At 38.9% G+C, this 23,137-nt stretch carries 29 protein-coding genes and 3 pseudogenes; 2 read left to right on the top strand and 30 right to left on the bottom strand.

The features are described 5' to 3' along the window. A partial coding sequence (locus tag WMO62_RS07395; protein ID WP_349144261.1) for a transposase occupies nt 1-255 on the top strand: 255 nt, incomplete at its 5' end. 221 nt (nt 256-476) lie between these two features. Here WMO62_RS07395 and WMO62_RS07390 read toward each other — a convergent pair. Beyond that, on the bottom strand, nt 477-641 hold the full coding sequence (locus WMO62_RS07390; protein WP_349144260.1) for a hypothetical protein: 165 nt from the start codon (nt 639-641) through the stop codon (nt 477-479). Nucleotides 642-722: 81 nt separating this feature from the next. On the opposite strand from WMO62_RS07390, the gene WMO62_RS07385 reads away from it, so the two are divergent. Further along, nucleotides 723-1,031: a hypothetical protein gene (locus WMO62_RS07385; RefSeq protein ID WP_349144259.1), complete on the top strand. Its 309-nt coding sequence runs from the start codon at nt 723-725 to the stop codon at nt 1,029-1,031. Between the two features lie 366 nt (nt 1,032-1,397). On the opposite strand, the gene WMO62_RS07380 is transcribed toward WMO62_RS07385, so the two are convergent. The 29 genes and pseudogenes from WMO62_RS07380 to WMO62_RS07240 all read right to left on the bottom strand — a co-directional run bounded on the left by WMO62_RS07380 (nt 1,398) and on the right by WMO62_RS07240 (nt 22,867). After that, nucleotides 1,398-1,832 (bottom strand): hypothetical protein, encoded by a 435-nt coding sequence (locus WMO62_RS07380; RefSeq protein WP_349144258.1) that lies wholly within the window; start codon nt 1,830-1,832, stop codon nt 1,398-1,400. Nucleotides 1,833-1,880: 48 nt separating this feature from the next. Further along, entirely contained in the window at nt 1,881-2,036 is a 156-nt protein-coding gene (locus WMO62_RS07375; RefSeq protein ID WP_308728439.1) for a DUF4176 domain-containing protein, read from the bottom strand. Beyond that, nucleotides 2,033-2,164, bottom strand: coding sequence for a hypothetical protein (locus tag WMO62_RS07370; RefSeq protein ID WP_349144257.1), 132 nt, complete (start codon nt 2,162-2,164; stop codon nt 2,033-2,035). The genes WMO62_RS07375 and WMO62_RS07370 overlap by 4 nt, the downstream gene beginning before the upstream one ends. 6 nt (nt 2,165-2,170) lie before the next feature. Beyond that, nucleotides 2,171-2,803 carry a hypothetical protein gene (locus WMO62_RS07365; protein WP_349144256.1) on the bottom strand — a complete coding sequence of 211 codons (633 nt, stop codon included), beginning with the start codon at nt 2,801-2,803 and terminating at the stop codon, nt 2,171-2,173. A gap of 148 nt (nt 2,804-2,951) precedes the next feature. Next, nucleotides 2,952-3,122: a hypothetical protein gene (locus tag WMO62_RS07360; protein WP_349144255.1), complete on the bottom strand. Its 171-nt coding sequence runs from the start codon at nt 3,120-3,122 to the stop codon at nt 2,952-2,954. Between the two features lie 26 nt (nt 3,123-3,148). Beyond that, nucleotides 3,149-3,808 carry a hypothetical protein gene (locus WMO62_RS07355; RefSeq protein ID WP_147334845.1) on the bottom strand — a complete coding sequence of 220 codons (660 nt, stop codon included), beginning with the start codon at nt 3,806-3,808 and terminating at the stop codon, nt 3,149-3,151. 39 nt (nt 3,809-3,847) lie between these two features. Continuing rightward, entirely contained in the window at nt 3,848-4,291 is a 444-nt protein-coding gene (locus WMO62_RS07350) for a DUF3592 domain-containing protein (RefSeq protein ID WP_349144254.1), read from the bottom strand. A 3-nt stretch (nt 4,292-4,294) separates the two neighbouring features. Further along, nucleotides 4,295-4,435: a hypothetical protein gene (locus WMO62_RS07345; RefSeq protein ID WP_015561468.1), complete on the bottom strand. Its 141-nt coding sequence runs from the start codon at nt 4,433-4,435 to the stop codon at nt 4,295-4,297. Between the two features lie 76 nt (nt 4,436-4,511). Then, entirely contained in the window at nt 4,512-4,967 is a 456-nt protein-coding gene (locus tag WMO62_RS07340) for a hypothetical protein (RefSeq protein WP_055196136.1), read from the bottom strand. 617 nt (nt 4,968-5,584) lie between these two features. Then, nucleotides 5,585-5,773 carry a hypothetical protein gene (locus tag WMO62_RS07335; protein WP_118111386.1) on the bottom strand — a complete coding sequence of 63 codons (189 nt, stop codon included), beginning with the start codon at nt 5,771-5,773 and terminating at the stop codon, nt 5,585-5,587. 32 nt (nt 5,774-5,805) lie between these two features. After that, complete coding sequence (locus WMO62_RS07330) at nt 5,806-6,243, bottom strand: hypothetical protein (protein WP_349144253.1); 438 nt, start codon at nt 6,241-6,243, stop codon at nt 5,806-5,808. 571 nt (nt 6,244-6,814) lie between these two features. After that, nucleotides 6,815-7,096, bottom strand: a complete 282-nt coding sequence (locus WMO62_RS07325) for a hypothetical protein (RefSeq protein WP_007887522.1) — start codon at nt 7,094-7,096, stop codon at nt 6,815-6,817. Nucleotides 7,097-7,540: 444 nt separating this feature from the next. Beyond that, nucleotides 7,541-7,843, bottom strand: a pseudogene (locus tag WMO62_RS07320) (VirB4-like conjugal transfer ATPase, CD1110 family); the annotation flags it as partial. Between the two features lie 612 nt (nt 7,844-8,455). Beyond that, a complete protein-coding gene (locus WMO62_RS07315) occupies nt 8,456-8,665 on the bottom strand; it encodes a helix-turn-helix domain-containing protein (RefSeq protein ID WP_349144252.1) in 210 nt (69 codons plus the stop codon). A 90-nt stretch (nt 8,666-8,755) separates the two neighbouring features. Then, nucleotides 8,756-10,528, bottom strand: coding sequence for a diguanylate cyclase domain-containing protein (locus WMO62_RS07310; protein ID WP_349144251.1), 1,773 nt, complete (start codon nt 10,526-10,528; stop codon nt 8,756-8,758). A 61-nt stretch (nt 10,529-10,589) separates the two neighbouring features. After that, nucleotides 10,590-12,098: a methyl-accepting chemotaxis protein gene (locus WMO62_RS07305; RefSeq protein ID WP_349144263.1), complete on the bottom strand. Its 1,509-nt coding sequence runs from the start codon at nt 12,096-12,098 to the stop codon at nt 10,590-10,592. 7 nt (nt 12,099-12,105) lie between these two features. Then, complete coding sequence (locus WMO62_RS07300) at nt 12,106-12,336, bottom strand: hypothetical protein (RefSeq protein WP_349144250.1); 231 nt, start codon at nt 12,334-12,336, stop codon at nt 12,106-12,108. Between the two features lie 4 nt (nt 12,337-12,340). Then, nucleotides 12,341-13,423 (bottom strand): GGDEF domain-containing protein, encoded by a 1,083-nt coding sequence (locus WMO62_RS07295; RefSeq protein ID WP_349144249.1) that lies wholly within the window; start codon nt 13,421-13,423, stop codon nt 12,341-12,343. 123 nt (nt 13,424-13,546) lie between these two features. Further along, nucleotides 13,547-15,229 carry an EAL domain-containing protein gene (locus WMO62_RS07290; protein ID WP_349144248.1) on the bottom strand — a complete coding sequence of 561 codons (1,683 nt, stop codon included), beginning with the start codon at nt 15,227-15,229 and terminating at the stop codon, nt 13,547-13,549. 1,116 nt (nt 15,230-16,345) lie between these two features. Next, nucleotides 16,346-16,546: a helix-turn-helix transcriptional regulator gene (locus WMO62_RS07285; protein ID WP_349144247.1), complete on the bottom strand. Its 201-nt coding sequence runs from the start codon at nt 16,544-16,546 to the stop codon at nt 16,346-16,348. Then, nucleotides 16,533-17,048: pseudogene (locus WMO62_RS07280) on the bottom strand (hypothetical protein); the annotation flags it as partial. The gene WMO62_RS07285 and the pseudogene WMO62_RS07280, both read right to left, overlap by 14 nt. After that, nucleotides 16,949-18,127 carry a zinc-ribbon domain-containing protein gene (locus WMO62_RS07275; RefSeq protein ID WP_349144246.1) on the bottom strand — a complete coding sequence of 393 codons (1,179 nt, stop codon included), beginning with the start codon at nt 18,125-18,127 and terminating at the stop codon, nt 16,949-16,951. The gene WMO62_RS07275 and the pseudogene WMO62_RS07280, both read right to left, overlap by 100 nt. 145 nt (nt 18,128-18,272) lie before the next feature. Next, the gene (locus WMO62_RS07270) at nt 18,273-18,701 is read right to left on the bottom strand and encodes a hypothetical protein (protein WP_055291182.1); all 429 of its coding nucleotides are present in this window, start codon (nt 18,699-18,701) and stop codon (nt 18,273-18,275) included. Between the two features lie 49 nt (nt 18,702-18,750). Further along, nucleotides 18,751-19,287: a VanZ family protein gene (locus WMO62_RS07265; RefSeq protein ID WP_049946793.1), complete on the bottom strand. Its 537-nt coding sequence runs from the start codon at nt 19,285-19,287 to the stop codon at nt 18,751-18,753. Between the two features lie 292 nt (nt 19,288-19,579). After that, a pseudogene (locus tag WMO62_RS07260) lies at nt 19,580-20,065 on the bottom strand (lysine--tRNA ligase); the annotation flags it as partial. Between the two features lie 179 nt (nt 20,066-20,244). Beyond that, the gene (locus tag WMO62_RS07255; protein ID WP_002596379.1) at nt 20,245-21,477 is read right to left on the bottom strand and encodes a site-specific integrase; all 1,233 of its coding nucleotides are present in this window, start codon (nt 21,475-21,477) and stop codon (nt 20,245-20,247) included. A gap of 46 nt (nt 21,478-21,523) precedes the next feature. Next, nucleotides 21,524-21,706 (bottom strand): hypothetical protein, encoded by a 183-nt coding sequence (locus WMO62_RS07250; protein WP_002596378.1) that lies wholly within the window; start codon nt 21,704-21,706, stop codon nt 21,524-21,526. A 107-nt stretch (nt 21,707-21,813) separates the two neighbouring features. Then, nucleotides 21,814-21,996: a DUF6462 family protein gene (locus WMO62_RS07245; protein WP_002596377.1), complete on the bottom strand. Its 183-nt coding sequence runs from the start codon at nt 21,994-21,996 to the stop codon at nt 21,814-21,816. A 541-nt stretch (nt 21,997-22,537) separates the two neighbouring features. Next, a complete protein-coding gene (locus tag WMO62_RS07240) occupies nt 22,538-22,867 on the bottom strand; it encodes a helix-turn-helix transcriptional regulator (RefSeq protein WP_002596376.1) in 330 nt (109 codons plus the stop codon). Nucleotides 22,868-23,137 lie beyond the last annotated feature (270 nt).

Raw genomic sequence — 23,137 nt, 5'->3', positions numbered from 1 at the left:
ACTTATTTCAAATATCCAGAAGCAGTAAGACGCCTGATTTACACTACAAATGCCATTGAAGGATTCAACCGCCAGCTTCGGAAAGTGACCAAAAGCAAGACAGTTTTTCCGTCAGATGATAGCCTTTTAAAAATGCTGTATCTGGCAACTATGGATATCACGAAAAAATGGACCGGACACAGGCAGGACTGGGGGCAGATCCATTCCCAGCTGGAAATCTATTTTGAAGAACGTCTAATCGGACGCAACCTGTAAAAACAGCTTGTTTTAGGCAGGTTTTATTGACATGCCCAAAAACTCCTGTATAATGCAGATATGGGCAGAATCCGGAAAATCGGCTCTGCCCATTTGTAACTATTCACAAATCTTATATCAGTTTTTAACGTTTACACAAAACTTGAAACGGTCTCTTAATAAAACGTATGTCTGCAGGCTCTCCACAGGCATACGTTTTATTATATTCCTGGAATAACTGTTTAATGAAATTCTTCAATATCCTTATCAGGGAGCTTTTTCTCAGCAGTATTCTTAAAGGTCTGTAACTCCTTGGCGGCTTTCATGATAGGGATATTCGTACCTGCTGTGAAGTTCCCTACAAAACGTGAAAAACCATCCGTTGAGGTTGCTTTTTTCTCAAACATCTTAAACTTAGTCCAAAATAAGTCAACGATATTTAACGCAAGCAAAAATAGCTTGTATGACGAGAGAAAGGAGCGATGCAAATGGGTGGTTTTTCTAATTCTGGGATCAATGCTTCAATCAGAGGGTACATATTGAGAAGCCTTGTAAAAGGATATCATTTTTCCCTTTCGACAAAAACATTGACCAACAAAATGATGTCATGTGGTTTGATTACCACACCTGACATTTCCGATCAGCTTTATTATTTAGAGCAGTGCAATCTGATTCAGTTCTCAAATAATTCAGATGCGTTCAGTGCTTTGGATGACGATGCGGTTATCAGACTTACCGCCGAAGGAATCCGTTTCATAGAAAACGGCGGCGATCCGGAAATGGGGATTGACTTATGATGGAAAAATATTTCCTTCTTTTAACCCTATTGTTTCAATTCCCTGATATCTCATTTTAAGACATAAAAGAACCAAAACCACAAAAAATGGTCCGTAAATATCTCACACTATATGTTTACATATTCTTAGACACAACGAAACCAATGATTCCCACTAAACATCCGCAAATCACAAAAGCAATCCCTATTATTTTCAGGATCGTCGATACAGACGTCTGATTTTCTGCCGGAACATATATCATATGTGGATTCTCCGGATTATAATATAAGATTGTCTGCTGCCCAGAATCAGGCACAAACATTTCATTAACTTTTACATTTCGTAGATTTCCTTGCTTTCAGCATATCATTCATCCTAGTATCTGTTCTATAGATCCTTGTCTTCCAAACAGCTTATTATATACTTCGTCACTACATTTTCTCCTAAACGAGCCACAAACACATAATAGGGCAGAAATTCCAGTACTGCAATTACCATGCATAATACAGGTATATACTGCCATAGTTTATTGAACACACAAAAGCACGCAAAAAATACATCCATTGCCGCTAACGGAATCCACATCACATAATCCGCTATATTCCACACATGTTGCAGTTCAATGATCTGTTGATTCTCAAAGTATTGCACAGACCATTTATAGACATTTTTTCCTGAACGATAATATACATAATACTTCCCATCTTTTTTTATCAGATGTGTACACGGATGCCATTTGTCATGGTTACGCTCTTTTTGATATTCCATATTCAATTTTTCATAGAATTTCTCTTTCGTCTGATTCGTTTGGATTTTTTTCATTGTCTCACCCCAGCAGTCAAATATTTATTCGTAAAAACTTCACCTTCCTCATCCGTAAAACCCCCTATGAATAATTTCTGCAATATCCTCATTATTGAAAAAAACACATTTATCCGCTCTCAGATTGCCCTCCGGATATAAACATGCAATATAGTCGTACTCTTTGTTCGACTCCAAATGTTTCTGTTTTCTCCCATAAATCATAACTCTTTTCCAGTTTCTCCGTCACCATCTAAATCCACATTCATAGCTATAGAAACACCGTTTCCTACCACTCCACCAACCGCAGAACCAACAATTTTTCCAATAGCTGTTCCTGCCGGGTCTATCACTAGCCCCTATTTTGTCTTGTTCTTTTTCACTCCGATCAGACAGCCAATGAATCCAATGGCAAAAACAAGAAGTAAATCCTTCATAACCGAATTTATGTAATAACCGTCTCTATACGAAATCCATAGTGAAAATCCTGTAATAGCAACACCAATAGCCATGCAAAATGCAACAACTGACCATAGAATCTGCGCATTTTCCCTTTCATCTCTACGTCTGCTTCTGTTTTTTCCCGTTTTCCTGCTATTTCTGGCATCTATCATCCCCCCCAGGATCGCACTCAAAGCGGCAACCAGCCAGTTCAGATAAGCCTCTGTCCGAATACCCGCCGGTTCAGAAGCTATAGCGTCTGTATTATCCAGGCTTGCCCAAAACTCTGTTGCGGACTCATCCGGCTCCGATAATGCTTCATATACAGCTCGTTGATATTCCTCACCATCACGGAACCAATGAATAATATAATTATATCTTGGCTTATATCCTGCCTTCGTCAATTCTGATGTTTCCTCTACATCCGTTATGTAGCCAGATACTTTCTCATAGGATGATGTACGCATAGAGCTCTGAAAATTCAAAAAGCCAATTACACCAAACACTACTGCTATCAAATACAATATATGCTGCACTTTCAATCGATACATTCCCTTTTGTATTCCTTCCCATCGTCTGATCAATAAGATAATATCAAGTTATGTACTCATGATTCATTCCTTCATATCTTTTCAGATAGTCACGTACGATTTCTCATTACTACTTTTGTAGGCTATCATCTCTTCTTACAATAAGAAATTAATAATATTTATTCGTAAAAACTTCACCTTCCTCATCCGTAACCCCCCTATGAATAATTTCTGCAAAGACCAACGCATCAATATCTGTATAATTTTGCTCTGTCAATAGTTCCGCATTGCTTGCAATATATGTTGCCAAATCACTTCCACTATTACTATTTTTCGGCATAGCAATCCACCTTGCATACATTCCGGTTAACTGAACTTCTGAATGAATGAATCTTTGGAAATCATTTCATTGTCTTGATCATAAATAATCGTTTTACTGGCTTTATCAATATCTATTGTCAAACAAAAATAATAGCCTTGGTCTCTCAGTGCACATAAAAGGTCATATGCATTTTCAATATTCTTATCGACATTGGTCTCCAAACCTTTCAAGTCACTGAATATTAAAACATTATGGTTGCTTTTATAATCCTCAAAAGTAACATATTCCTGATCACTCTCTATGAAACGAATATCAACATTTGTGTATTCTAGTTTCCCGTGATCTAATATTGAATAAATATCCTGTTTGATCTGATTCCCAAGTATCACCTTGGGATAATTATCTGTGATTCTTCCATCTTCATAAATCGTAAATGAAAAAGCATCATCTGATTCATTTAGTGATACTGCCTCCCCAGTATTTATGAACTCACCAAAATTCTGACCAATATTTTTTCTCTCAGTATGTACAATCTGAAACTCCTGATTGTATTTTTCCTTCAAATATCGTTTAATCACCTGTTCTGAATCAGGCAGATTTCTTCCGCAACTACACAGAAGCATAAGTATCCATGACACACATCCTAGCATAAGAAACATGCGCTTGCTTCTGCCACCAGGTATTACCCAATTTATTTTTCTCAATGTGTACCCCCGTTTCATATAAATACTCACGCTATATGTTTACATATTCTTAGACACAACGAAACCAATGATTCCCGCTAAACATCCGCAAATCACAAAAGCAATCCCTATTATTTTCAGGATCGCCGATACAGACGTCTGATTTTCTGCCGGAACATATATCATATGTGGATTCTCCGGATTATAATATAAGATTGTCTGCTGCCCTGTTTGAACAGAATTTTTTTCTGTTCCAATCACACTCTTTTGTACTACCCGTTCGCCATTTACATAAAATTCGTATGCTGGATACCATGTGTAATTATAGGTATCCACATTTCTCTTGTAGACTTCTTCCACATCCACAACTGTCGCAGTCGTCTTCTCCACGCAGTCTTTCTTCGACTCACTAATCCTGCGATCCACACCTTTTGCACATACAAACAATATGGCAGCTATGATCCAGAACAGACATGAGACGCCTATTACAATCGCAATAATCATTTTCTATTTCTCCATCATTGTATACTCTATTTTTTTAGGAACAACCTTCCCATCAACCACTTTTACTTCGTCTAATGGAGCCAGCACATTCTCTTTAAAATCGTACTCCACATAATGTTGTCTCGCTCCTCCCATCCCACGCATCGGCATAGGTCTCTATTCCGCAATCACACACTAGTATGAACAGTGCCAGAATCAGGCACAAACCTTTCATTAACTTTTACATTTCGTAGATTTCCTCGCTTTCCCCTATATAATCAGCCAGATAATGAGTCACAAACATTTTCACATGTCTAAAAGTAACACAAGATTCCAGCGCATAGAACGGTAATACTTCCAGTAACAGCAACGCACAAAACCATGCCAGCCCCAGCCATATCGACTGTCTGAACAAATATAAAATAAACAAATCTATAATCAAAAGTGTTCCCCAGATAATTTTATCAGATAAAGAACACCTTCGCTGCACGGTCATCTTTTTCCCATCAAAAGAAAAATCCCAATATGATGTTACCCTGCCTGATGAGAAACGAATCACCGGCATGCCTTGCTTGAACTGAAGCGTTATCATGCCATGTTCCTTATCCTGCAGATACTCCTGTCTATGTTTACTCATATAGGTCAGTCGATCGATAACCGCCTCTTTTCTATCTTTAAGGAAATACATCTTTTTCATCACATTATGCTCCTGTATTTAAAAATAACGAGCGGAATCTCCGTTCATCATCTTCGTATCCTCTGCAGACAATTTCGCCGATATCTCCGTGGTTAAACATAATCGCCAGATCTTTTTTTATATTTCCCTTCCGAGAGATCATATAAGAAAATCTCATTTAGAATGCGATCTACGTTTTGTAATCAATACACTTGATGCTACTACCCCAGAAAATGCAATGGATACATCAGCAATCATTCCCTACTTCCATATAAATCGTGTCATTGTTATCGTGTCACCAATTTCTCTTTTCTTATAGTGTTCTTCTGAAAGGAAACACGTACTCTCATATCCCGAATGTACATCCCTTCCCAATATTGGGTAAAACCGCTTCGTATCCCGGATATTTTCAGCGCCATAAGACTCCGTCTCAATCACTGGTTGCTTTTGCACAAGTACAACATCATACTGTAACACCTGCTTTTTTCTCAGTTGTCTTATATTTGCATTCTCTGTCAGAACGCATGCTCCAGCTATAAATATTACTATAACATAATACAGACAAACAAAGATATCACTCCCATCAAAATTGAAAAAAGTGCTGACGACCATACCTATGAGCAATGCCACAAATGCTATCAAAACACATTGATTTCTCCACCTATAATAGTGATTTGCAATTGAGAAATATATTGTACAATTATACCAGAAATAGTCATAACAACAAAATATGTTACTATTATCCCCAACGCTAAAAAGCCATCACTACTATCAAACTTAGTTATGTGTTCTTTATATGAATCTGGTACATCAAAAAGCTTTTTCATTTTTGTAATCTCCTAAACACCAAGACTGGAATTTAACGTTCACTCATATATTGTTTTATTTCATCAGAAGTCAATTTTCGTATTTCTGCATGTGGATATTCTTTATACTCTCCAACATTAAACACAGGTGTCATTTGTTTGCATTTCTTGTCTTTATTCTTTTTCAAGAATAGATGTAAATCCTCATTCCCGGCGAATATTTTATAAGATACTCTGCCTTTACTGTTCTCTATCTCATAAATACCACACGAACCTTTCGTTGTGTAATCGGCTGTTCGTAAATAATATTTTGCAATTTCCAATGACTTAAAAGGAAATTTCCATCTTTGTAATCCTCTGTTTGGGTCATGTTCAATACAAATGCAACGTCCACAAGTTCCACAAATATATTGAGTGTGATTTTCTAAGCAGTCCAAGGGATTTAGTAATGGTGTTATTCTATTTTCATCAGAGTAACATTCTTCACACATTTTTCTTTTCGCTCCTTATCAAATCCCGATTTTCTCAATTCTCCAAACTGGAATTTCATGAATTATCGCTTGCCTTAAACTTGCTGACACAAATCATTTAGTTTCCAATCCACTCAAATAGAATTGATATAACAAATACACCAGAGAAAATATACCAATTAACAAATACGCCACATTTTCTTTTAAAGATACTAGATACGATGAGAATACAACAAAGCCAATAACCTTGATTACCGCTTTAATTTTTCGATTTTCAATCTTATCAATTTTACAACAGATAAAACGTACTCCAATAACCATAGGAGAAAATAAGATTGCAATCAAAATTAATATAATATTTTGCTTATTAAAAATAAGCTTTGATAACTGTTTTTTCTCATTATCCTTGATGTCCAAATACTGGTATATCAATATAAGAGAGGCTTGGTCAGGAACACTTTTTCCCAATTCCCATTTCGAAATTGTCTATCGCGTAACAAAGACAACATCAGCCAGTTGTTGTTGGGTTAAGCCCTTTTCAATTCTGGCTGATTTAATCAAATCTGATATTTCCATAGTTGTACTCCATTTATTATCTGTTTTTAATAGTGTCGCATAATGTTATTGCTAAACAAGCAACTATTACAAGAAAACTCATCTGATGTTTAATAACAACGCAAAATAGGCTAATTGCCAATAACATACCGATAAAAGCAATCATACTATACTTGTATATCCTAGGATGTTTTTGGGATAATGCATTCGATATTTTTACAATTACTGCTATCATAGGAATAATTAATACCCCCATAACACCAAATAAAATTCCAGTTGCAACAACACTCATTTTGTTTTTCTTTAATTCCTTCAACATAAAAAGAACCTCCTTTGTTTTTGATACTTTGATATTAAAATAGAATTCTTTTTATGTCACGCAACGCTTGTGAAAACAGGCGCAACGGTAACGATTTTCATTCTAGTCATCGAAAGCAAAATTCAAATTTTCTTTTCCCTAATAATTACAAATATTCCTTGGAAATTGCTTCCACACCATACATTTCCATAAATGCATCCAGATCCGCTGCATCCCCAATCAACATATTCTCGTCAAAGTATACGATATGCATATCTTAAAATCCAGCCATATGTTCTCCGGTACAAATGATACATTTTAGAACTGCTTCCTTATTTATTTTTCATATCGAATCTTATATGCTTTTTTCTTAAAAATAGGGAATATCTATTTTATTATCATCAAGGTCGGATATTCATCCGACCTCTTGATTATACTATAGATTCTATAAAAATTCATCTGTTATCACTGCAACATTGCTTCTTTTTTCTTCTGTTCCGCAATCTTCTCATGAATGTTGGTATTATACAGCCTGTACAAATCCGTATCCTTGCTGATCTGATTATCAAAGGGAATTACTACCGAACCACACTTAATAAGTCCCATTCCAGAGGCGGTATTAGTTACGAACCGAAGCTGTGCCTCTGATACTCCGATAACCTCCGCCATCTTGGAACTGTCTGTGTTCGCCTGCTTTAAGAGAGCTACAAACTCTGAGTTTGCAAGCATTGTGGTTGCTGTGTAATTCTGCAACAGATCGACTACATGCGTACCATCTTCCTTCTTACTGCCAAGCACTCCGATTGTTTCCAGCTGCTTCCTCTGATAAAATAAGCTTGCCTTCTGCTTTTATCTTTGGAATGGACAATGACACAACAGTCTGTGGACTGTATGAAACTGCTGTCTGTGTGGCTTGCTGACTGCCACTATCCTGTCCTGCATTTCCACTGTCTGCTGGTGCATTTGCTGTGCCATTGTCATCGCCTGCGTTACCGTTATCGGAATTGTCCGTATTAGCAGCTTCCTGTTTGGTTTCTGCACTATTGTTATTCTGCTTATTACTTGAATCTGCTGTATTTTCATCAGATCTCTGCTGCTCCTTAGAATCAGCCTTTTTATTATCTTCCTGACTAACCGCCCCGGTTACTATCTCTGTAGCAGCTTCTTCCTGTATGCTTACAGTATGCTTAATCCAATCATCACTTTATCCTCCTTCAAGTTAGTGCCATATAGACAGAAATTGAATTTGAAAGTGATACAGTCTACATGGCTATGCTTAATGCTAAGCATGTAGGTATGCGTTTTATCCTATTCGCCCCGCATACTAAGGAACTACAGACGAGCTGCTGTGCATTTCACGACGCCTTGCCTTTATCATTGCTAAACACTGTCTGAGCTGCAATTCATCCATTCCCTGCAGTAAAGCATTACCTCCGTAATCAGTTCACAATCTGTATCATTACCATGTAAAATATTTCTTTCTGAAGTACCTAGAACTGAGACCGGCTTTTCCAATGTCTGAGTTTTAAACACTCCTCCATTTTCGATGGCAGACAGGGCTTGCCTACAAATTCCAATACGTTCTGCCATCTGATCCCACCTCATTTCATGCAAAAAAATCAGGTCATAAGAATTCTCTCTTATGACCTGATTTTTTTGTTTTGATATATTGCGGAATTTTTATCCCTCATGCCTGTTCATTTTTTCAGAAAAAACAACATAGAATATGCTTCCATAATATTGGTTCTCGACCAGTCTGCTGGATGCAGCCACTGATTTTTTGCATCCGTCTTTTCCGTTCAACAGGAAATCCACATGCATGATCACCCCCGGCGCTTTTTCAGCTGCCTGCTTCAGGACAGTATTCTCAACGCTATCCCTTTCTTCTGGTGCGACCAGATTCCGGAATCTTCCTTCCGTCAGCTCCAAAAACTCGTCCATATCACTGCATTCCGCAAGACAAATCATCTCTCTGCTGGAAAACAAGATCTGGTCGTTGTCCAGATCAGCTTTATAGATCAAAAATGCTTCCGGCAGATAATCTGAAATGTCATTCAGTCCGAATCCTAACTGCGTACGCTTAACGATCTGCAGATTCTTATTGTAAGCCATACAACCGTGCTTTCCCTGAAGCTTCACTTCATAAAGCGCAGTGTCTGCATTCTTCAAAATTTCTGTCCTGTTTCCTGCAAAAACCGGCGCTTCAGCATAGCCGACAGAAATGCTAAACTCATGCTCCCTTCCGCTATAACGGAATGTCCTTGGAAGCTGCGTGAACTGACCGATTTTTTCCACTACATCTTTGCAGACGCAGTTCTTTAAGATGATGCAGAATTCGTCTCCACCATTTCTTCCCAGAATAGCATTTTCCGGGAACATTTCTCTCATGCTTTCTGCCAGCTGCTGTAACACCCTGTCTCCACAGGAATGTCCATACAGATCATTGATAAATTTGAAATCATCAATATCCAACTCTACGCATACACAATGCTCCCTTGGATGTTTCTGCATATAGCGATCCACCTGCTCATCAAAACCATTGCGGTTTAAAAGTCCGGTCAACGGATCGGTATCTGACAGTTTTTTTAATCTGTTTCTGCTCTCTGCCAGCCCCATCAATACTGCCACCAGCACTGTCAAAAGAATCACAATACAGAGTCCGCTGAATATGATCACGCGGGAACTATGATCCATCTTCCATCTATCCGTTGGCATCACTTCTAATTTCCAGGAACATCCGCCCAGATCAAAAAGATAGACGACCGGCTGTTCCATAGTCCCACCGGAAGCAGAAATCTCCTTGTATTCAGAAGTCAATGGCGAAGATGTCTTCGACAATCTGTAGTCATAGCCGAATTCCGTAAGTTTGTTGATCGAATCATCAAACACTTCCGGCACACGGATAATTACGATCGTCAGTCCCCAGAATTTCTTTTCCCCATTCTCATCTTTCAGAAAGACCGGATTGCGGATAGCAATTCCTTTTCCGCCCTGTTCCAGATCAAACGGTCCCTGCATGACAATCACATCATGATCGATTCCGTACCGGGTGATCTCTCCGCGTTCTTCATCATGGATCAGATCGATCTTTCCCGCCTCATTGCCTTCTTCCGGATAAATATATGTCACAACACCTTCCGGTGCTAGCTGGATGCTCTGCACATACTTAGCGGTCAGATTCTCCGCAACCGCAGAAAAATAATCTCCATCTCCCTGCCGGCTTGTCACAACCTGTTCCATTATCTCGGTGATACCTGCCCCTTCCTGCATCTCAGACATCATCTGCTGCGCATAATTTACCGCATTTAATTCTGTCTTCATGCGCTTCTGCTCCTGATATATCCGGTCGTTACAGACTTCGATTTCATACACGGTCACGATTCCGACCACAAAAACCACTGCCGGAAGGATGATCTTCCACTTTATGCTTTTTCCCCTTAAATATTCTATCATTTCTATTCTTTCTCTATAAGTGCAGATATCAGATCCTGCTTGTTTTTACCTGCATAAGGCACTATTTAAACAATTTGAATACATTTATGTGGTCATGCATATTCGCTGCTCCCTCTGCCAGATTAATACTGATTGCAGTATTTTCTTCTGAGGATGCTGCTGTACCCTGTACAACACCGGAAAGCTGTTCGATTCCCTGTCCGATCTGTGCTAATGATTCTGCCTGCGAATTTGCCTTTTCCATAGTATTCTGCGCCATGTCTTCAAAAGATTCCATGTCTGCGATAATCTGATTAAATGCCTCTGCAGTTGTTCTTGTGATAGAATTGCCTTTCTCGATCTCAACCAAAGTCTTGTCGATCAGTTCTCGCGTATTTACTGCTGACTGTGCGCTGTCTGCTGCCAATTTTCCAATCTGATCTGCAACAACCGCAAATCCTTTACCTGCTTCACCTGCCCTTGCTACTTCAATGGATGCGTTAAGTGCCAGCAGATTTGTCTGGGAGGCAATATCTTCAATATCAGTAATAATATTGCCAATTTCCTTAGAAATCTCTGTAATGTGTTCCATTTCCTTAAGCAGTTCATTCATCTTTTCTTTTTCAGCATTCGCTTTGTCTGCGGAAGCTTTTACTCTTTCAGATGCACTCTTTGTCTCCTTCGCTGTATCCGTTGCAAGCTCCACCACCGTGTCGATCGTAGCGTTCAACTCTTCGATCACCCCTGCCTGTTCTGTTGCTCCGTCTGATAAAGAGTGAGATGCATTTTCAACATCCTTGGCATTCGATGACACCTGTTCCGCAATATTGCTGATATCTGACAACGTACTGTTAAAGCGCTTCAAAATATACAGAAGCGACTCCCTCAATTCTGAAAAATCACCCAGAAACTCTGTGATATCATCACCATTTCTTGTCAGATCACCCTGTGCAATGCTCTTGACTTCTCTGGAAATCTCACGTACATAATCCGCAAGAATGTCCATGGCTTCTCTCAGATTTTTTATGGTCGCGCCAAACTCATCATCCGACTCATATGTGAGCATTGTAATGTTGGACAGCTCGCCTTTTCTCAGGCTTGCAATCGCTGCCTCTATCTGTGCTACCGGTTCTGTGATCGAATGTGCGATCACCTTTCCGATCATTGTTGAAACAATGGCAATCGCAAATCCTGCTGCAAAAATAACAATGAAAATGATCACTGTACAGATATTGGCACTCTTCTTCGCCGCTTCTAACTGAACCTGAAAATCCTCGCGCAGTGCGCCGAATGTTTCCCCAAATAATGTATATTTCTCATACACACTTCCTGTCATGAGCTCAGCTGCCTCAGCCTGTTTCCCGGCATTGCTCAACTGTAGGATTTCCTCTGAAGCCGCCTTGTAATCATTCCATGCAGTGCTTGCCTTCTCATAATCGCTTTTTCCTTCCTGTGCTTCCTTTTCAGAATTAATAATTGCATCTAACTTCTTGGCATACTCTGTGATCTGGTCTGCCATACCCGCAATATCCTGTTCACAGGAAGCCTTGGCCGATGCGTCTGTTTCCGCCAGATGCTGATACTGCTTGATCCTGTACTTAGCTGTCAGTGTCTCTAATTCCTGAATATATCCTATCGCCGGAGATCACACTACCGTAATCTCCCTCACATTCGTCCGGATCACTAATGTTGAAATAAGCGCCACCAGCACTAAAAATACTGTCATACACAGTATCGTTATCCGGTACGTTTTCAATTTTGCTTCTACTTTCAAGTTTCTGATGTGTTCTTTGACTTTGTTCATTCTCCTGTTCCTCATTTCTTTCCATTTATTTATCCGATTATGTAAGTATCTTTTCCTTTATCTTTTGCCTGATAGAGCAGACCATCCGCTATTATGATGCATTCAGCCAGCTTATTTCCTGCCCCTTTTACCTGGTATAGTCCGATACTGCAATGCACGTCCTGCTCTCTTTCTGCTGCTTTATCAACGACTTTTTTTCTGAAACCCTCAATACGTGCTGTCAGTTCATCCCTATCTCTGACATTCTTTAGAAAAAGAATATACTCATCGCCGCCATATCTGCATGCAATGTCTGAAGATCCGCATATTTCCTGCAGTGCTGCTGCTATTTCACGTATCCAGAAATCTCCGGTTTCATGTCCATATGTGTCATTGACAGACTTGAAATTGTCGATATCCACAAATCCCAGTACAGCTGTATCTCTTTGCAGCATATTGTTAAGATAGTCTCTGATCTGATCCATTCCACTGGTTTTATTCCACAGCCCTGTCATAACATCATGACTCGCCCGGTACTCGGAAAGCAGCAGTTCTTTCTTTGCATCCAGCCACTGATCTGAAACCTGTGTCATGTTGTCTAAAAAAATGATCATGGACGAAAAGAAAATTGCCAGATTCTGCAGATACCAGGTATCAATCACATAATCCGCAACTGCGGTAAACTGCAAAATTAAAATATATCCCAGATACAGATAAAATGTTCTTCTTCTATACTGCTTCTTCTCCAGCAGCAAGGCAGTTAATAATACCAGAATATCTAATATAATCAGGACTCTGACAATACCGTATAGCCTGCCATAATAAAAATAATTGTCACTGCTGAAATAATAAAACTCTTTCCTGATATCCGGCAACGAGATACAGACCATGCCGGTGATCCCAATCAGAATCGAAACCGCCAATAGTACTTTCTTGACTTTTGCAAACCTGCCGCTTTCTTTCATGATATATATTGTAAACACAGTCAGATACAGATACTTTAACAGATAAAGCGAAAAATTTACGACCTTTAAATTCCAATACACCGATCTCGTACTGATACCCGCAAACATATATGTATCCAGATCACATACCATCATTGCTGCGGTGATAAAATATATAATCTTTTCCATCCTTTTTTCTCTTTGTTTTCGAGCGCTTTCACCTTGCTGGACGAAAAAACAATATAAGTATTTATCACCAGACACCAGATTGCAATAAAGCATACATACTGATTCATAATAATCTGCATATATTTAATCTCCTTTTACGTAATTCGTTATAAAATCACTTTTTTTACAAGGTCTTCCATAGAAGTATCCCTGAAGGAGATCTGCACCCATTTTCTTCATTTCCTGACACCATTCCCTCTGCTCGATACCCTCAACGCAAATTCTGGCATTGACACTGTGTATCATGGTAATGATGTTTTTAAACAGTTCGTAATCTCTCTGTCCGTCCATGGCTTTCGCCGTAAAATCACGATCTATCTTAATATAATCCGGGTTCATATCGCTGATGCAGTGGAGATTGGAATAGCCTGTCCCAAAATCATCTATCACAAAGTGTATCCTGTTTTCTTCTAATCTGTGGCGGAACCGGATAAAAGGCATTGTCATATCTATAAATCCGCTTTCTGTCATCTCTATACAGATACCCGAAGGATCTAAGGCATATTTTTTTATTACCTCTATAATATCATCCTCAACATTCCCCTGTGCGATCTGCACATACGATACATTAATGTTCATCTGGAAACCGGGGATAAACTGCCGGATCTCGCAGCACGTTTTTGCTGCCTCTTTCAGGATAAATCTTCCAGCCGGAATGATAAGTCCTGTTTCTTCCAGCAGTGGAATGAATTCCATCGGTGAGATCACTTCCGTCCCACCTTCCGTATTCATTGTAAATCTCATAAATGCTTCTGCACCGGTCATCGCTTCCGTTTCGCAATCCATGATGGGCTGATAATGCACATCAAATCCTTCGTACTGCTCTGCCACTGAACGACGCAGCGCACCTATGATTTTTTCTTTTCGCAGAAACGCATTATAGTCCTCCTGCTGAAAGAAATAAAAACTGTTTTTCCCCATCTTTTTGGCACACTTTAAGGAAAATTCAAACTTTTTCCTGCATTCTTTATAACTCTCCAGCGCATACTGCACATCTATGGCGCCGACAGAGACGGTAAAGATTGCTCTATATTGCTCCGACACAATAAATTCATATATACTTTTACAGATCTTTTTTCTGAGCTCTGCTACATCTTCCATGTTCCGGCTCTGCAGATCGAGAATGAGATATTGGTCTCCCGTAAGATAATACAGATGCTGTTGATCCGAAATACAGTCTTTCATGCAGTCTGCTACGCTTTTGAGTATATAATCACCGTAATCCGGTCCGCAGGTACTATTGACCCTCCAGAAATCATCAATACCTATGTGCATCAAAAAACCTGCTGAAATATGTTCCTTTTGCGAACGCAGATATTCGCAGAATTCGCTTCCACCCAGAAGCCCGGTAACATTATCAGCTCTCCGTTGATTCCCTGTCTCATTCATGCACCCGACCAGATATGCCGGATTCCCTTTATCATCATCCACTACCACACCCCGGCAGTTGATCCAGACAGGTTTTCCCTTTTTGTCCAGCCATCTGTAATGAAGATTGTGAAATTTTTCTTTTCCTGATGCCACATCGGACAGATGCTTTACAAGCATCTCCCGGTCTTCCTCAAAGACCGCCGGCAGGACATCATGCAATGCATCTTCCAAAAATCTGCTGGATATCATAAACCGATCCACTGCTGACTGTGAAATCTCTATTTTATTATTCTGTATGTCAAATACATACAAAAAATCATCCATGCTCTCTGAAATAATTTCCATCAGATTTTCAGTTGTCATTTCTCCCAATAACGTAAATACATCTTGACTCATGACTCTAACCATCCCTATTTCACTTATCGCATTGAAACTCTTATCCTATTTATATCAACTTTTGTCACTTTCATCAATATATTCTTATCATTCTCTATTTTTTTCGTTATTTTACGCAAAAATGACCTTGCCCCCACCTGATTTTTCTACATTTCATTCACTATTTTCTGTGCAAATTTTCACTATGTTATTTTTCCCGAGGTAATTCCCCTAAATTTCTTACTTCTAAAAAAACTTTATATTTGGATTTCCATCTACAATAAATTTTCCCAATCCTAAATGTCTCATCCTATCGCAATTTTCATCAGACTCCACGCCCACATATTGTTTATACTCAATACAATTGGTTTCTCTATTAATCCAAAAAGTTAGTAAGGACTTTCTGTTACATTTTTCTGACCATGATATGTTCACATAAATTTTAAAACTTCTTGCTGTTATCAGCTCATCCTCATTATACGAATCATTCATCATCTCGCTAATTCAAAGGCTATTCGTCCCAATTCACTTGACCTGTCAATAGAAAAACCCTTAAACATATTATATACATTAACACCTTCTGGAGGTAGTATAACATTCACATTATGGATTTTTGGAGATAAATGTTTACAAATTTCACTTGCAAATTGATTACCTATATTCTTCGCATACTCTTGGCTAATCATACATCTTGATGATTTAACTTATTTATAATTCCATTATTTTTTGCGTTTTTTGTCTTGTAACGAATATATTCTTCCGAGGGCGCAACCTCTCCTGTTTTAATTTCATACTCATACATCAATTCCTGACACAAGCTTGCATGGGAATTTTAAATATCTCACAGAGTGGTTAGTTAATCACATTCTGTATGTCGATGGTCAAATTGCAGAATTTGTATCAAAAATGTAATCTTTTGAATTACTAATAAATATTATATTTGATGGTCATAATATCTCTTCAGTTGGAGAGAATACCGATATTGGACGTAAACTGTAGTATTAAAAAAGCAGATTGTGAACGCATGTTTTCACAATCTGCTTATTTCTACTTTTCCATCAGATCTTTAATTATCTTTTGCTTATTTTCAACAAAGGTCAGACCGAGGGGATCATCAATCTTGCTTGCTGCTCTGACTCAATCTTTCACATGGAATACATCTTCCACCAGCATATTAAAGTATTTTGAAATCCTAAGCATAAACTCGGCGGAGGGGGTGCTGTCTCCACGCTCTATCCTGCCGACAGTTTTGGTGCTGCATCCGATAGCAGAGGCAAGGTCATCCTGGTAAATGCCTCGCTGTTCACGGATTTCTCTGATATTATTGGTAACCGCCATAAAGATCCCTTGCAGTTGTCTCTCCGGTCTTACATTTGCTGATTGCTTCAAGCATCATCGTTCCGCCATCCACTCGCTCTGTGTAAGTTGCTTTGCCTATGGTGATGGCAAATTCCGGATTATCAATCAGCTCTTTATCCCTTTCCTTTACATCCTCTCTTACATTAGCAAGCTTTTCTGTTGCTGTCTTGATTAGCTTCGGGTACTTAATCATAAAGTTATCCTGCAAGCCATATCTCTGATTGTCATAGGATGCCTTTAAGAGCTTTAATCTCTGGACATCATTGTCAATCTCCATCTTTTCCTTGATCAGAGGATTGCCTGTAGCAACCGCCTTGATCTCTGCATAGGAAAGTGTTGCCTCGTCGATATCCTCACAGCTTCGGCTTACCGCCTTGCTTGTCATGACCTGACTGATGAAACGCTGCTTATTTTCGACGAGTGACCAGTTGTATGCATCAAAGGTTCCTTTGGTGACATATCTGTAGATTGCAAGCCTTTCTTATTAGAATAATAGCTGACAGCCAACGCAGGAAATAGAGATAAATATTCTTGCTCACAAATTCGGCAGCCTTTATTCAATATCGTCCTTTCATTTATCTTCATACTCCATGAATGACCGTGCCTACATTTCCACCACGCTCTCTTTGCTGAAGTTCGTGATACCTCTGTCGGCTTCAGTTTATTCTGTTCATAATCCCATTCGCTAAGAAGCTGATTATCTGTTGTCGCCAAATCATTATATCCGGCAAGGACTTCTCTCTCCGCACAAACGGGGCATACCGTACCTTTCACACGGGCATTGATAACTGACTTCCACTCATTACCGCATTTACTACACCTCCACCAGACATTTTTCCTCGACTTTGCATTTACTTCATCAGGCTTCAATGGTAAGTTCTTCTCCGACCACTCAGAAGCAATTTCAGAGTGTGTTGTCTGCAAATCGTTAAACCCTTTCAGGAATATGTACCCACTGCAATACGGGCATTTGCTCCCACCGGAACGGGTAGAAATAAGGGTGTTCCACTCTTTGCCGCAATCCTTACACTTCCACCAAACCTTACGATTGGCAAAGACCGTAACCTGAGTTGGAAGTAACGGATAATTTCTGTCCGACCACTCGGCTGCTATATCCGGCTGAAGTGTTGCAAGGTCATTAAATCCTGCCAACACTTTATTATGGGAACAATATGGGCAATCTGTTTTATTTATTGTCCTGCTCTTAACGGCAGCTTCCCACTCGTGTCCTTTCTCACATCTCCAAATCACTTTCTTATGAGAACCAATAGAAACCTCTGTCGGTTTTATCTTATTCTTTTTCGACCACTGCTTTACCAGTAATGGCTCTAATGTCGCCAAATCGTTAATACCTGCAATCACTCTCGCACCGGAACATATCGGGCATTTTTCTCCATTGGAACGAGCCTTAACGCTTGCCTGCCATTCGTGACCGCAAGTACCTTTCCACCATACCTTTTTATTCGAGCCGAAAGTTATGCTGTCCGGTGTCAGTGGCAAATTCTTTTCCGACCACTCGGCAACCAATTCCGGATGTACTGCCGCTAAGCTGTTACTCATATCAAATCCTCTCCTTCCTTTGGCTTTATTATATGAAGAAAAGGTACTTGCCCCAAGTTTGCGAATATGCGGATAAATTAAAAAAGCCCTTTGAGAAAGGGTATTCCTCTCTCAAAGGGAGTTAATCAAACTGAAATTTGTCGCTTTAATACCCGTGGTCAACATGTTCCCAATTCCCACTGTCATTCCTAATTAGAATCCATTTCCAATCATCATATGTTGAATCCGGATTAAGCGAACCATCCCCGCCTGATGAGTCTACATCGAAAGATGATAATATTACGATTGCTTCATCCGCGTCATATTGTTCAGCCCATTCATCAAATTCATCGGCGTATGTATCTCCGGGATAGGACAGTTTTGTCAGTGTGCAGCCGTCAAATTCGTTGCCGAAATAGTCTTTTACTGTTTGGAAAGCCGCCTCAATATCACTGTCTGAATATATTTCCGATGGTTTCCAATCAGGAATTTGAACATTGTCAATATTCCCACCACTATTCTTTCCACTACAGCCGGCAAGAACAAAAATCATTATCAAAGCTGTCAGAAAACAGAATAAAGTTTTCCTATTCATTTTTCGATACCTCCTACGAATTCAAATTTTCATCCCTACAGACTGAAATTTATTTTTTCCTTGTGGTTATACGAAGTAACAAGCATCCTATCAAAAATCCAACGAGAGTCCCACAAGTATTCATAATCACATCATCTAACTGTGCAAACCTTCCAATAAATGTTTGCAAAAATTCTATACCAATCGAAAATACTGCTCCAAGTATAACGCCATTCCACCAATGCTTGTGGATATTCTTAAAAATAAATACTGGCAAAAATCCATATGGAATGAATAGACATATATTCAAAATAGTTGCCGCATTAAATCCATCCTCAAATAATTTAAAACTAATATAACTATCAAGTGGTGAGGATATTCCAAAACTACCACCAATAATTCCTGTAATTTTTAATATTGATACAACTATTAGAATCCATAAGAATTGACATAACCAATTTAAAATCTTAACTTCAATTTTCTTCTTCTGGATAAATTCAATACCCACTTCGATAATCATAACACCTGCAAAAATAATAAGTGCCATTGGAAATAATCTCACTAATATCCATATTCCAGTCCATATTTCCATTGTAATATAACTCACTATCATTCCTCCATAACTTCAAATTTGTCGTTTTCTTTTATCCCCATTATAACTGTTCTCCATAACCACTGCAATGAAAACCTAATCGGTGATTTACATTTCTCTCTCTTCTAAAAATGGGCAATCCCATTAAGGACTGCCCATTCATTCTGCTTATTATGCGATTTTTTCTTGCTTGCACCGATTTCTGCATCAAATGATGTAAGTTTGATGTAAATCGCTGTTTTTTCAGTTTTTTATCAAATGAAGTACGTTCCGTTTATTTGGTAAAACGGTACATCTTTACATCATCTTAATAGAGCTTTGCACCTGCCGGAATGTGGTCATCAACCATCAGAAGATGAAGCTTTTCTTCGCCTTCTTCTTCGTGAATAGCACTGAGGAGCATACCGCAAGAGTCAATGCCCATCATAGCTCTCGGTGGAAGATTTGTGATAGCGATAAGAGTCTTTCCAACCAGTTCTTCCGGCTCGTAAAAGCTATGAATACCGCTTAAAATGGTTCTGTCTGTGCCTGTTCCGTCATCAAGAGTAAACTGTAACAGTTTCTTTGACTTCGGTACTGCAACACACTCTTTAACCTTTACTGCACGGAAATCTGACTTGCTGAATGTATCAAAATCAACAAATTCCTCAAATAAAGGCTCTACCTTTACCTTAGAAAAATCAATCTTTTCAGACTCAGTTTTTACATTTTTTTCAGGTGCTTCAGAAGCTGTATTATTTACATCATTTTTCTTATTTACACCATCTAATGACTTCATTGTCGGGAATATAACCGAAGCTAATCCACCACAGTCCAAATAAGTTGATAAACGCTTTTTTACACGATTTTCATTATATATCGCCAGTCCATATTTGTCCACCAAAATCCAACAAACTAATGTCATTTTGATGTATTCTGACTTTTTTGATGTCAGGTTTGTCTTGGAAATCGTCCCCTTGCAAGGACTTCTTCCTAAAATATATCACTATTATTTTCCAGAGCTTTAATTGCTTCCTTTTTCTTCACATCTGTTGCTTCCGCATAAATATCCATCGTTGTTTCAATATTTGCATGACCCATAATACTTTGAATCACTTTCAGATTTCTTTCATTTTCACAAAATCTGGTGCAAAATGTGTGTCGGATATGATGACACGAAAAATGAGGAATCAATACCGGGCGTCTGCTCTCCCGTTTTGCCTTAATAATTTCTTCGGCATTGTAGGCTTCGTAAATTCTTTTGATTGCACTGTTGATTACGCTGGGTTTATGGATAATTCCGTCTTTATTGCAAAAGATAAACCCACTCATACCATCAACCACTTGCACATTAAAACCGGTTTCTTTCTGTGCTTCGTATTCATCCTTAAATGCCTGTTCTACAGCCTGCATCATCGGAATAGTACGAATCCCGGCTTCTGTCTTTGGCGAAGAAATATGAAATTCACTCTTTCCATTCTCCATTACTCGATAGATAGCCGCATGGTTTATACTAATGGTTTTATTCTCATAATCCAAATCTTCCCAACGCAGCCCTATCATTTCTCCTATGCGACATCCCGTTCCAAAAAGTGCTGTAAACAGTGGCAACCAATGGCAATACACAGGACTGTTCGATACATAGTTCAAAAATGCTCTCTGCTGTTCCAATGTAAGTGCGTGTCTTATGCCCTTATTCTTTCCATTCGCCTTTTTGATTTCTGCCATTACACCGCTTGCCGGATTATTGCGTATCACATTGTCCCTAACTGCCATCTGAAAGGTTGGGTGCAGAATCGTATGAATATTATCCAATGTATTCGCCTGTAACCCCAATATGTTCATCAACGAACAATAAAAGAATTTCACATCAGAATACTTTATATCATTGATGATTCTTTTTCCAAAAGTATCTCTGACAAAACGGTTATACATATACTTATAATTTACCCGTGTGTGTTCTTTCAAATCATACTTCGTTGAAATATACCTGTCAAATGCATAGTTCAAAGTTGTCTTTCCACTGCAATAGCTTTCAAGACCGTCCAACTGATTGCGAACAAGTTCTTTTTCCTTTTCCCTTAACTCCAACAGGTCATTTGAATAAACGACCCGCCTTTTACCTGTCGAATCGGTGTACTGGTAGATATACCTTCCGTCGTTTTTCCTCTGACTTTCGCCTTTCCTTAATACTCTGCCTTTTGAATCTTTTCTCGACATTGACATTATGTACCACCTTCCTCTCAATATAAGAAAGAGGTCACAAATGCCATTACTCATTCTCGGTATTATCCTGCTCTTGCAGCTTTCTAAATCCTTGAACAAGCGTCTGTGTTATGGTCAGATCATGAGAGCTGGCATACTCTGTTATATCTGTATGCTCATCTTTTGTAAGACGGATGAATACACCTTCACTTCTCGGATTTTCTAACTTAGGTCTACCCATTCTTGCCATCCGTCAACACCTGCCTTTCATAACCTGACTTCATTTTACTACTTGTATATCAAAAAGTCAAATACTTTTTGATATACAATAATTCGTTTTCCTCTTTCTTATCATGTCTACGCCCGAAAAGATTCCAAATACTCCTCAAAAATCTTCACGTTTACCAATGTGATACGGTTAATTTTATAAACAGCACGAGCATCCTGTGCCAATTTCATAAAGCTGTGTTTACTCATAGAATACCTCTCCGCACCCTCGTCATACCTTATAAAATTTTTTGTGTTCACTTTTGCCTGCATTCTTCCACCTACCTTTTCAAAGTGTGTTCTTTTTCTCTTGCTATGGTTATGGCATATCTGCCAATAAAAACATACTTAACAAACAAATATGCTTTTATTGGAAGATATTAAAAAATCCGTACAGGTAGCAGCTCATTACACTACCCACATCGGTATCGCACCGTCATCTTATCTGACCGGACTAAGCCGGAAGTATCATTATCAAAAATATGTATCAACGCCTCCGTGTAACTGCTACACATTTATGCCGGATATTTCTCGCTCCACACCTTAACTTCAATATCTGCTTTCAATATTCCTTCGTATCCACCTCTGCCAAAGGCAAAAGCAGGTGTCTTATGGCGTATCCTCAAAGCGGCTCCACATATTCCACACGTCCTGTACGCATTGGTTTATGAAATTGTCAAGGTACAATCGCAGACATCGTCTGCATTTTGGATAAAATCAAAGCTGAAATTGTCAGCCTAAAAAGCACATAAGCACACTTCCGTCTGCTATGAACGGTTCTGTAAAAATTATGTGCTTTATCAGAATGACAAGATCAAAGTTGTAATTTATCCGGTCCATATTTTCTTAGGACTTGAAATAAAACTTTTTTATGTATGCCCTCCGTCCAATCATATAATTCATGCAAGGCAGCTACTTCCATAGGTGTCAGCGAATTGGCATAAGGCTTGTAATCCTCTCTTATAAAAATTCCTCCGTTCTCTCCCTGTTTTGTATAAATCGGATAAACCGGAGTTAAAGCCTGAATATCATACTGTATCGTGCGAATGGAAACGCCAAATTCCTGTGCCAATTCATTCGCTGTTGTATGTCGTCTGATAATAAGAATATTGATTATTTCCGTTCTACGATGTACGGTATTCATGCTTCACCCCCTCTCTTCTGGTTTTCCAATTCTAATTTTAAATGCAGAATATGCAGTATCTTTGCTTATTCCCCTAAATTTCTCTGTAAATCTTTTATCTCTCTCCAGCCATTGACTTTCCCCTTTCCCATTGATAAAATCATTATGGATAGAATCAAAAATCATAAAAAGTCACACAAACTGCTATGGAGTTTTTACGGGCAATCAATGCCCTTATGAACCGTGGCAGTTTTTTTATTGCTTCTGCCCAACTGCAAAGTCGAATTATCA

The organism is Hominiventricola aquisgranensis, from assembly GCF_040096225.1.
Classification (GTDB): Bacteria; Bacillota; Clostridia; order Lachnospirales; family Lachnospiraceae; genus Hominiventricola; species Hominiventricola aquisgranensis.
The sequence above is the reverse complement of the archived record's forward strand: the minus strand, read 5'-3'. Positions and strand labels throughout refer to the sequence as shown.

What these genes read in the sequence shown, in the direction of transcription:
- WMO62_RS07380 (WP_349144258.1), bottom strand. Translation starts at nt 1,832, where the DNA reads ATGAAAAAAATCCAAACGAATCAGACGAAAGAGAAATTCTATGAAAAA.
- WMO62_RS07365 (WP_349144256.1), bottom strand. Translation starts at nt 2,803, where the DNA reads ATGTATCGATTGAAAGTGCAGCATATATTGTATTTGATAGCAGTAGTG.
- WMO62_RS07285 (WP_349144247.1), bottom strand. Translation starts at nt 16,546, where the DNA reads ATGGCGGTTACCAATAATATCAGAGAAATCCGTGAACAGCGAGGCATT.
- WMO62_RS07240 (WP_002596376.1), bottom strand. Translation starts at nt 22,867, where the DNA reads ATGAATACCGTACATCGTAGAACGGAAATAATCAATATTCTTATTATC.
- WMO62_RS07335 (WP_118111386.1), bottom strand. Translation starts at nt 5,773, where the DNA reads ATGAAAAAGCTTTTTGATGTACCAGATTCATATAAAGAACACATAACT.
- WMO62_RS07250 (WP_002596378.1), bottom strand. Translation starts at nt 21,706, where the DNA reads ATGGCAAGAATGGGTAGACCTAAGTTAGAAAATCCGAGAAGTGAAGGT.
- WMO62_RS07325 (WP_007887522.1), bottom strand. Translation starts at nt 7,096, where the DNA reads ATGTTGAAGGAATTAAAGAAAAACAAAATGAGTGTTGTTGCAACTGGA.
- WMO62_RS07310 (WP_349144251.1), bottom strand. Translation starts at nt 10,528, where the DNA reads ATGATAGAATATTTAAGGGGAAAAAGCATAAAGTGGAAGATCATCCTT.
- WMO62_RS07255 (WP_002596379.1), bottom strand. Translation starts at nt 21,477, where the DNA reads ATGTCAATGTCGAGAAAAGATTCAAAAGGCAGAGTATTAAGGAAAGGC.
- WMO62_RS07360 (WP_349144255.1), bottom strand. Translation starts at nt 3,122, where the DNA reads ATGCCGAAAAATAGTAATAGTGGAAGTGATTTGGCAACATATATTGCA.
- WMO62_RS07385 (WP_349144259.1), top strand. Translation starts at nt 723, where the DNA reads ATGGGTGGTTTTTCTAATTCTGGGATCAATGCTTCAATCAGAGGGTAC.
- WMO62_RS07315 (WP_349144252.1), bottom strand. Translation starts at nt 8,665, where the DNA reads ATGGCAGAACGTATTGGAATTTGTAGGCAAGCCCTGTCTGCCATCGAA.
- WMO62_RS07245 (WP_002596377.1), bottom strand. Translation starts at nt 21,996, where the DNA reads ATGCAGGCAAAAGTGAACACAAAAAATTTTATAAGGTATGACGAGGGT.
- WMO62_RS07300 (WP_349144250.1), bottom strand. Translation starts at nt 12,336, where the DNA reads ATGGAAAGAAATGAGGAACAGGAGAATGAACAAAGTCAAAGAACACAT.
- WMO62_RS07330 (WP_349144253.1), bottom strand. Translation starts at nt 6,243, where the DNA reads ATGTGTGAAGAATGTTACTCTGATGAAAATAGAATAACACCATTACTA.
- WMO62_RS07345 (WP_015561468.1), bottom strand. Translation starts at nt 4,435, where the DNA reads ATGCGTGGGATGGGAGGAGCGAGACAACATTATGTGGAGTACGATTTT.
- WMO62_RS07340 (WP_055196136.1), bottom strand. Translation starts at nt 4,967, where the DNA reads ATGAAAAAGATGTATTTCCTTAAAGATAGAAAAGAGGCGGTTATCGAT.
- WMO62_RS07270 (WP_055291182.1), bottom strand. Translation starts at nt 18,701, where the DNA reads ATGAATAGGAAAACTTTATTCTGTTTTCTGACAGCTTTGATAATGATT.
- WMO62_RS07375 (WP_308728439.1), bottom strand. Translation starts at nt 2,036, where the DNA reads ATGATTTATGGGAGAAAACAGAAACATTTGGAGTCGAACAAAGAGTAC.
- WMO62_RS07295 (WP_349144249.1), bottom strand. Translation starts at nt 13,423, where the DNA reads ATGGAAAAGATTATATATTTTATCACCGCAGCAATGATGGTATGTGAT.
- WMO62_RS07275 (WP_349144246.1), bottom strand. Translation starts at nt 18,127, where the DNA reads ATGAGTAACAGCTTAGCGGCAGTACATCCGGAATTGGTTGCCGAGTGG.
- WMO62_RS07390 (WP_349144260.1), bottom strand. Translation starts at nt 641, where the DNA reads ATGTTTGAGAAAAAAGCAACCTCAACGGATGGTTTTTCACGTTTTGTA.
- WMO62_RS07350 (WP_349144254.1), bottom strand. Translation starts at nt 4,291, where the DNA reads ATGATTATTGCGATTGTAATAGGCGTCTCATGTCTGTTCTGGATCATA.
- WMO62_RS07290 (WP_349144248.1), bottom strand. Translation starts at nt 15,229, where the DNA reads ATGAGTCAAGATGTATTTACGTTATTGGGAGAAATGACAACTGAAAAT.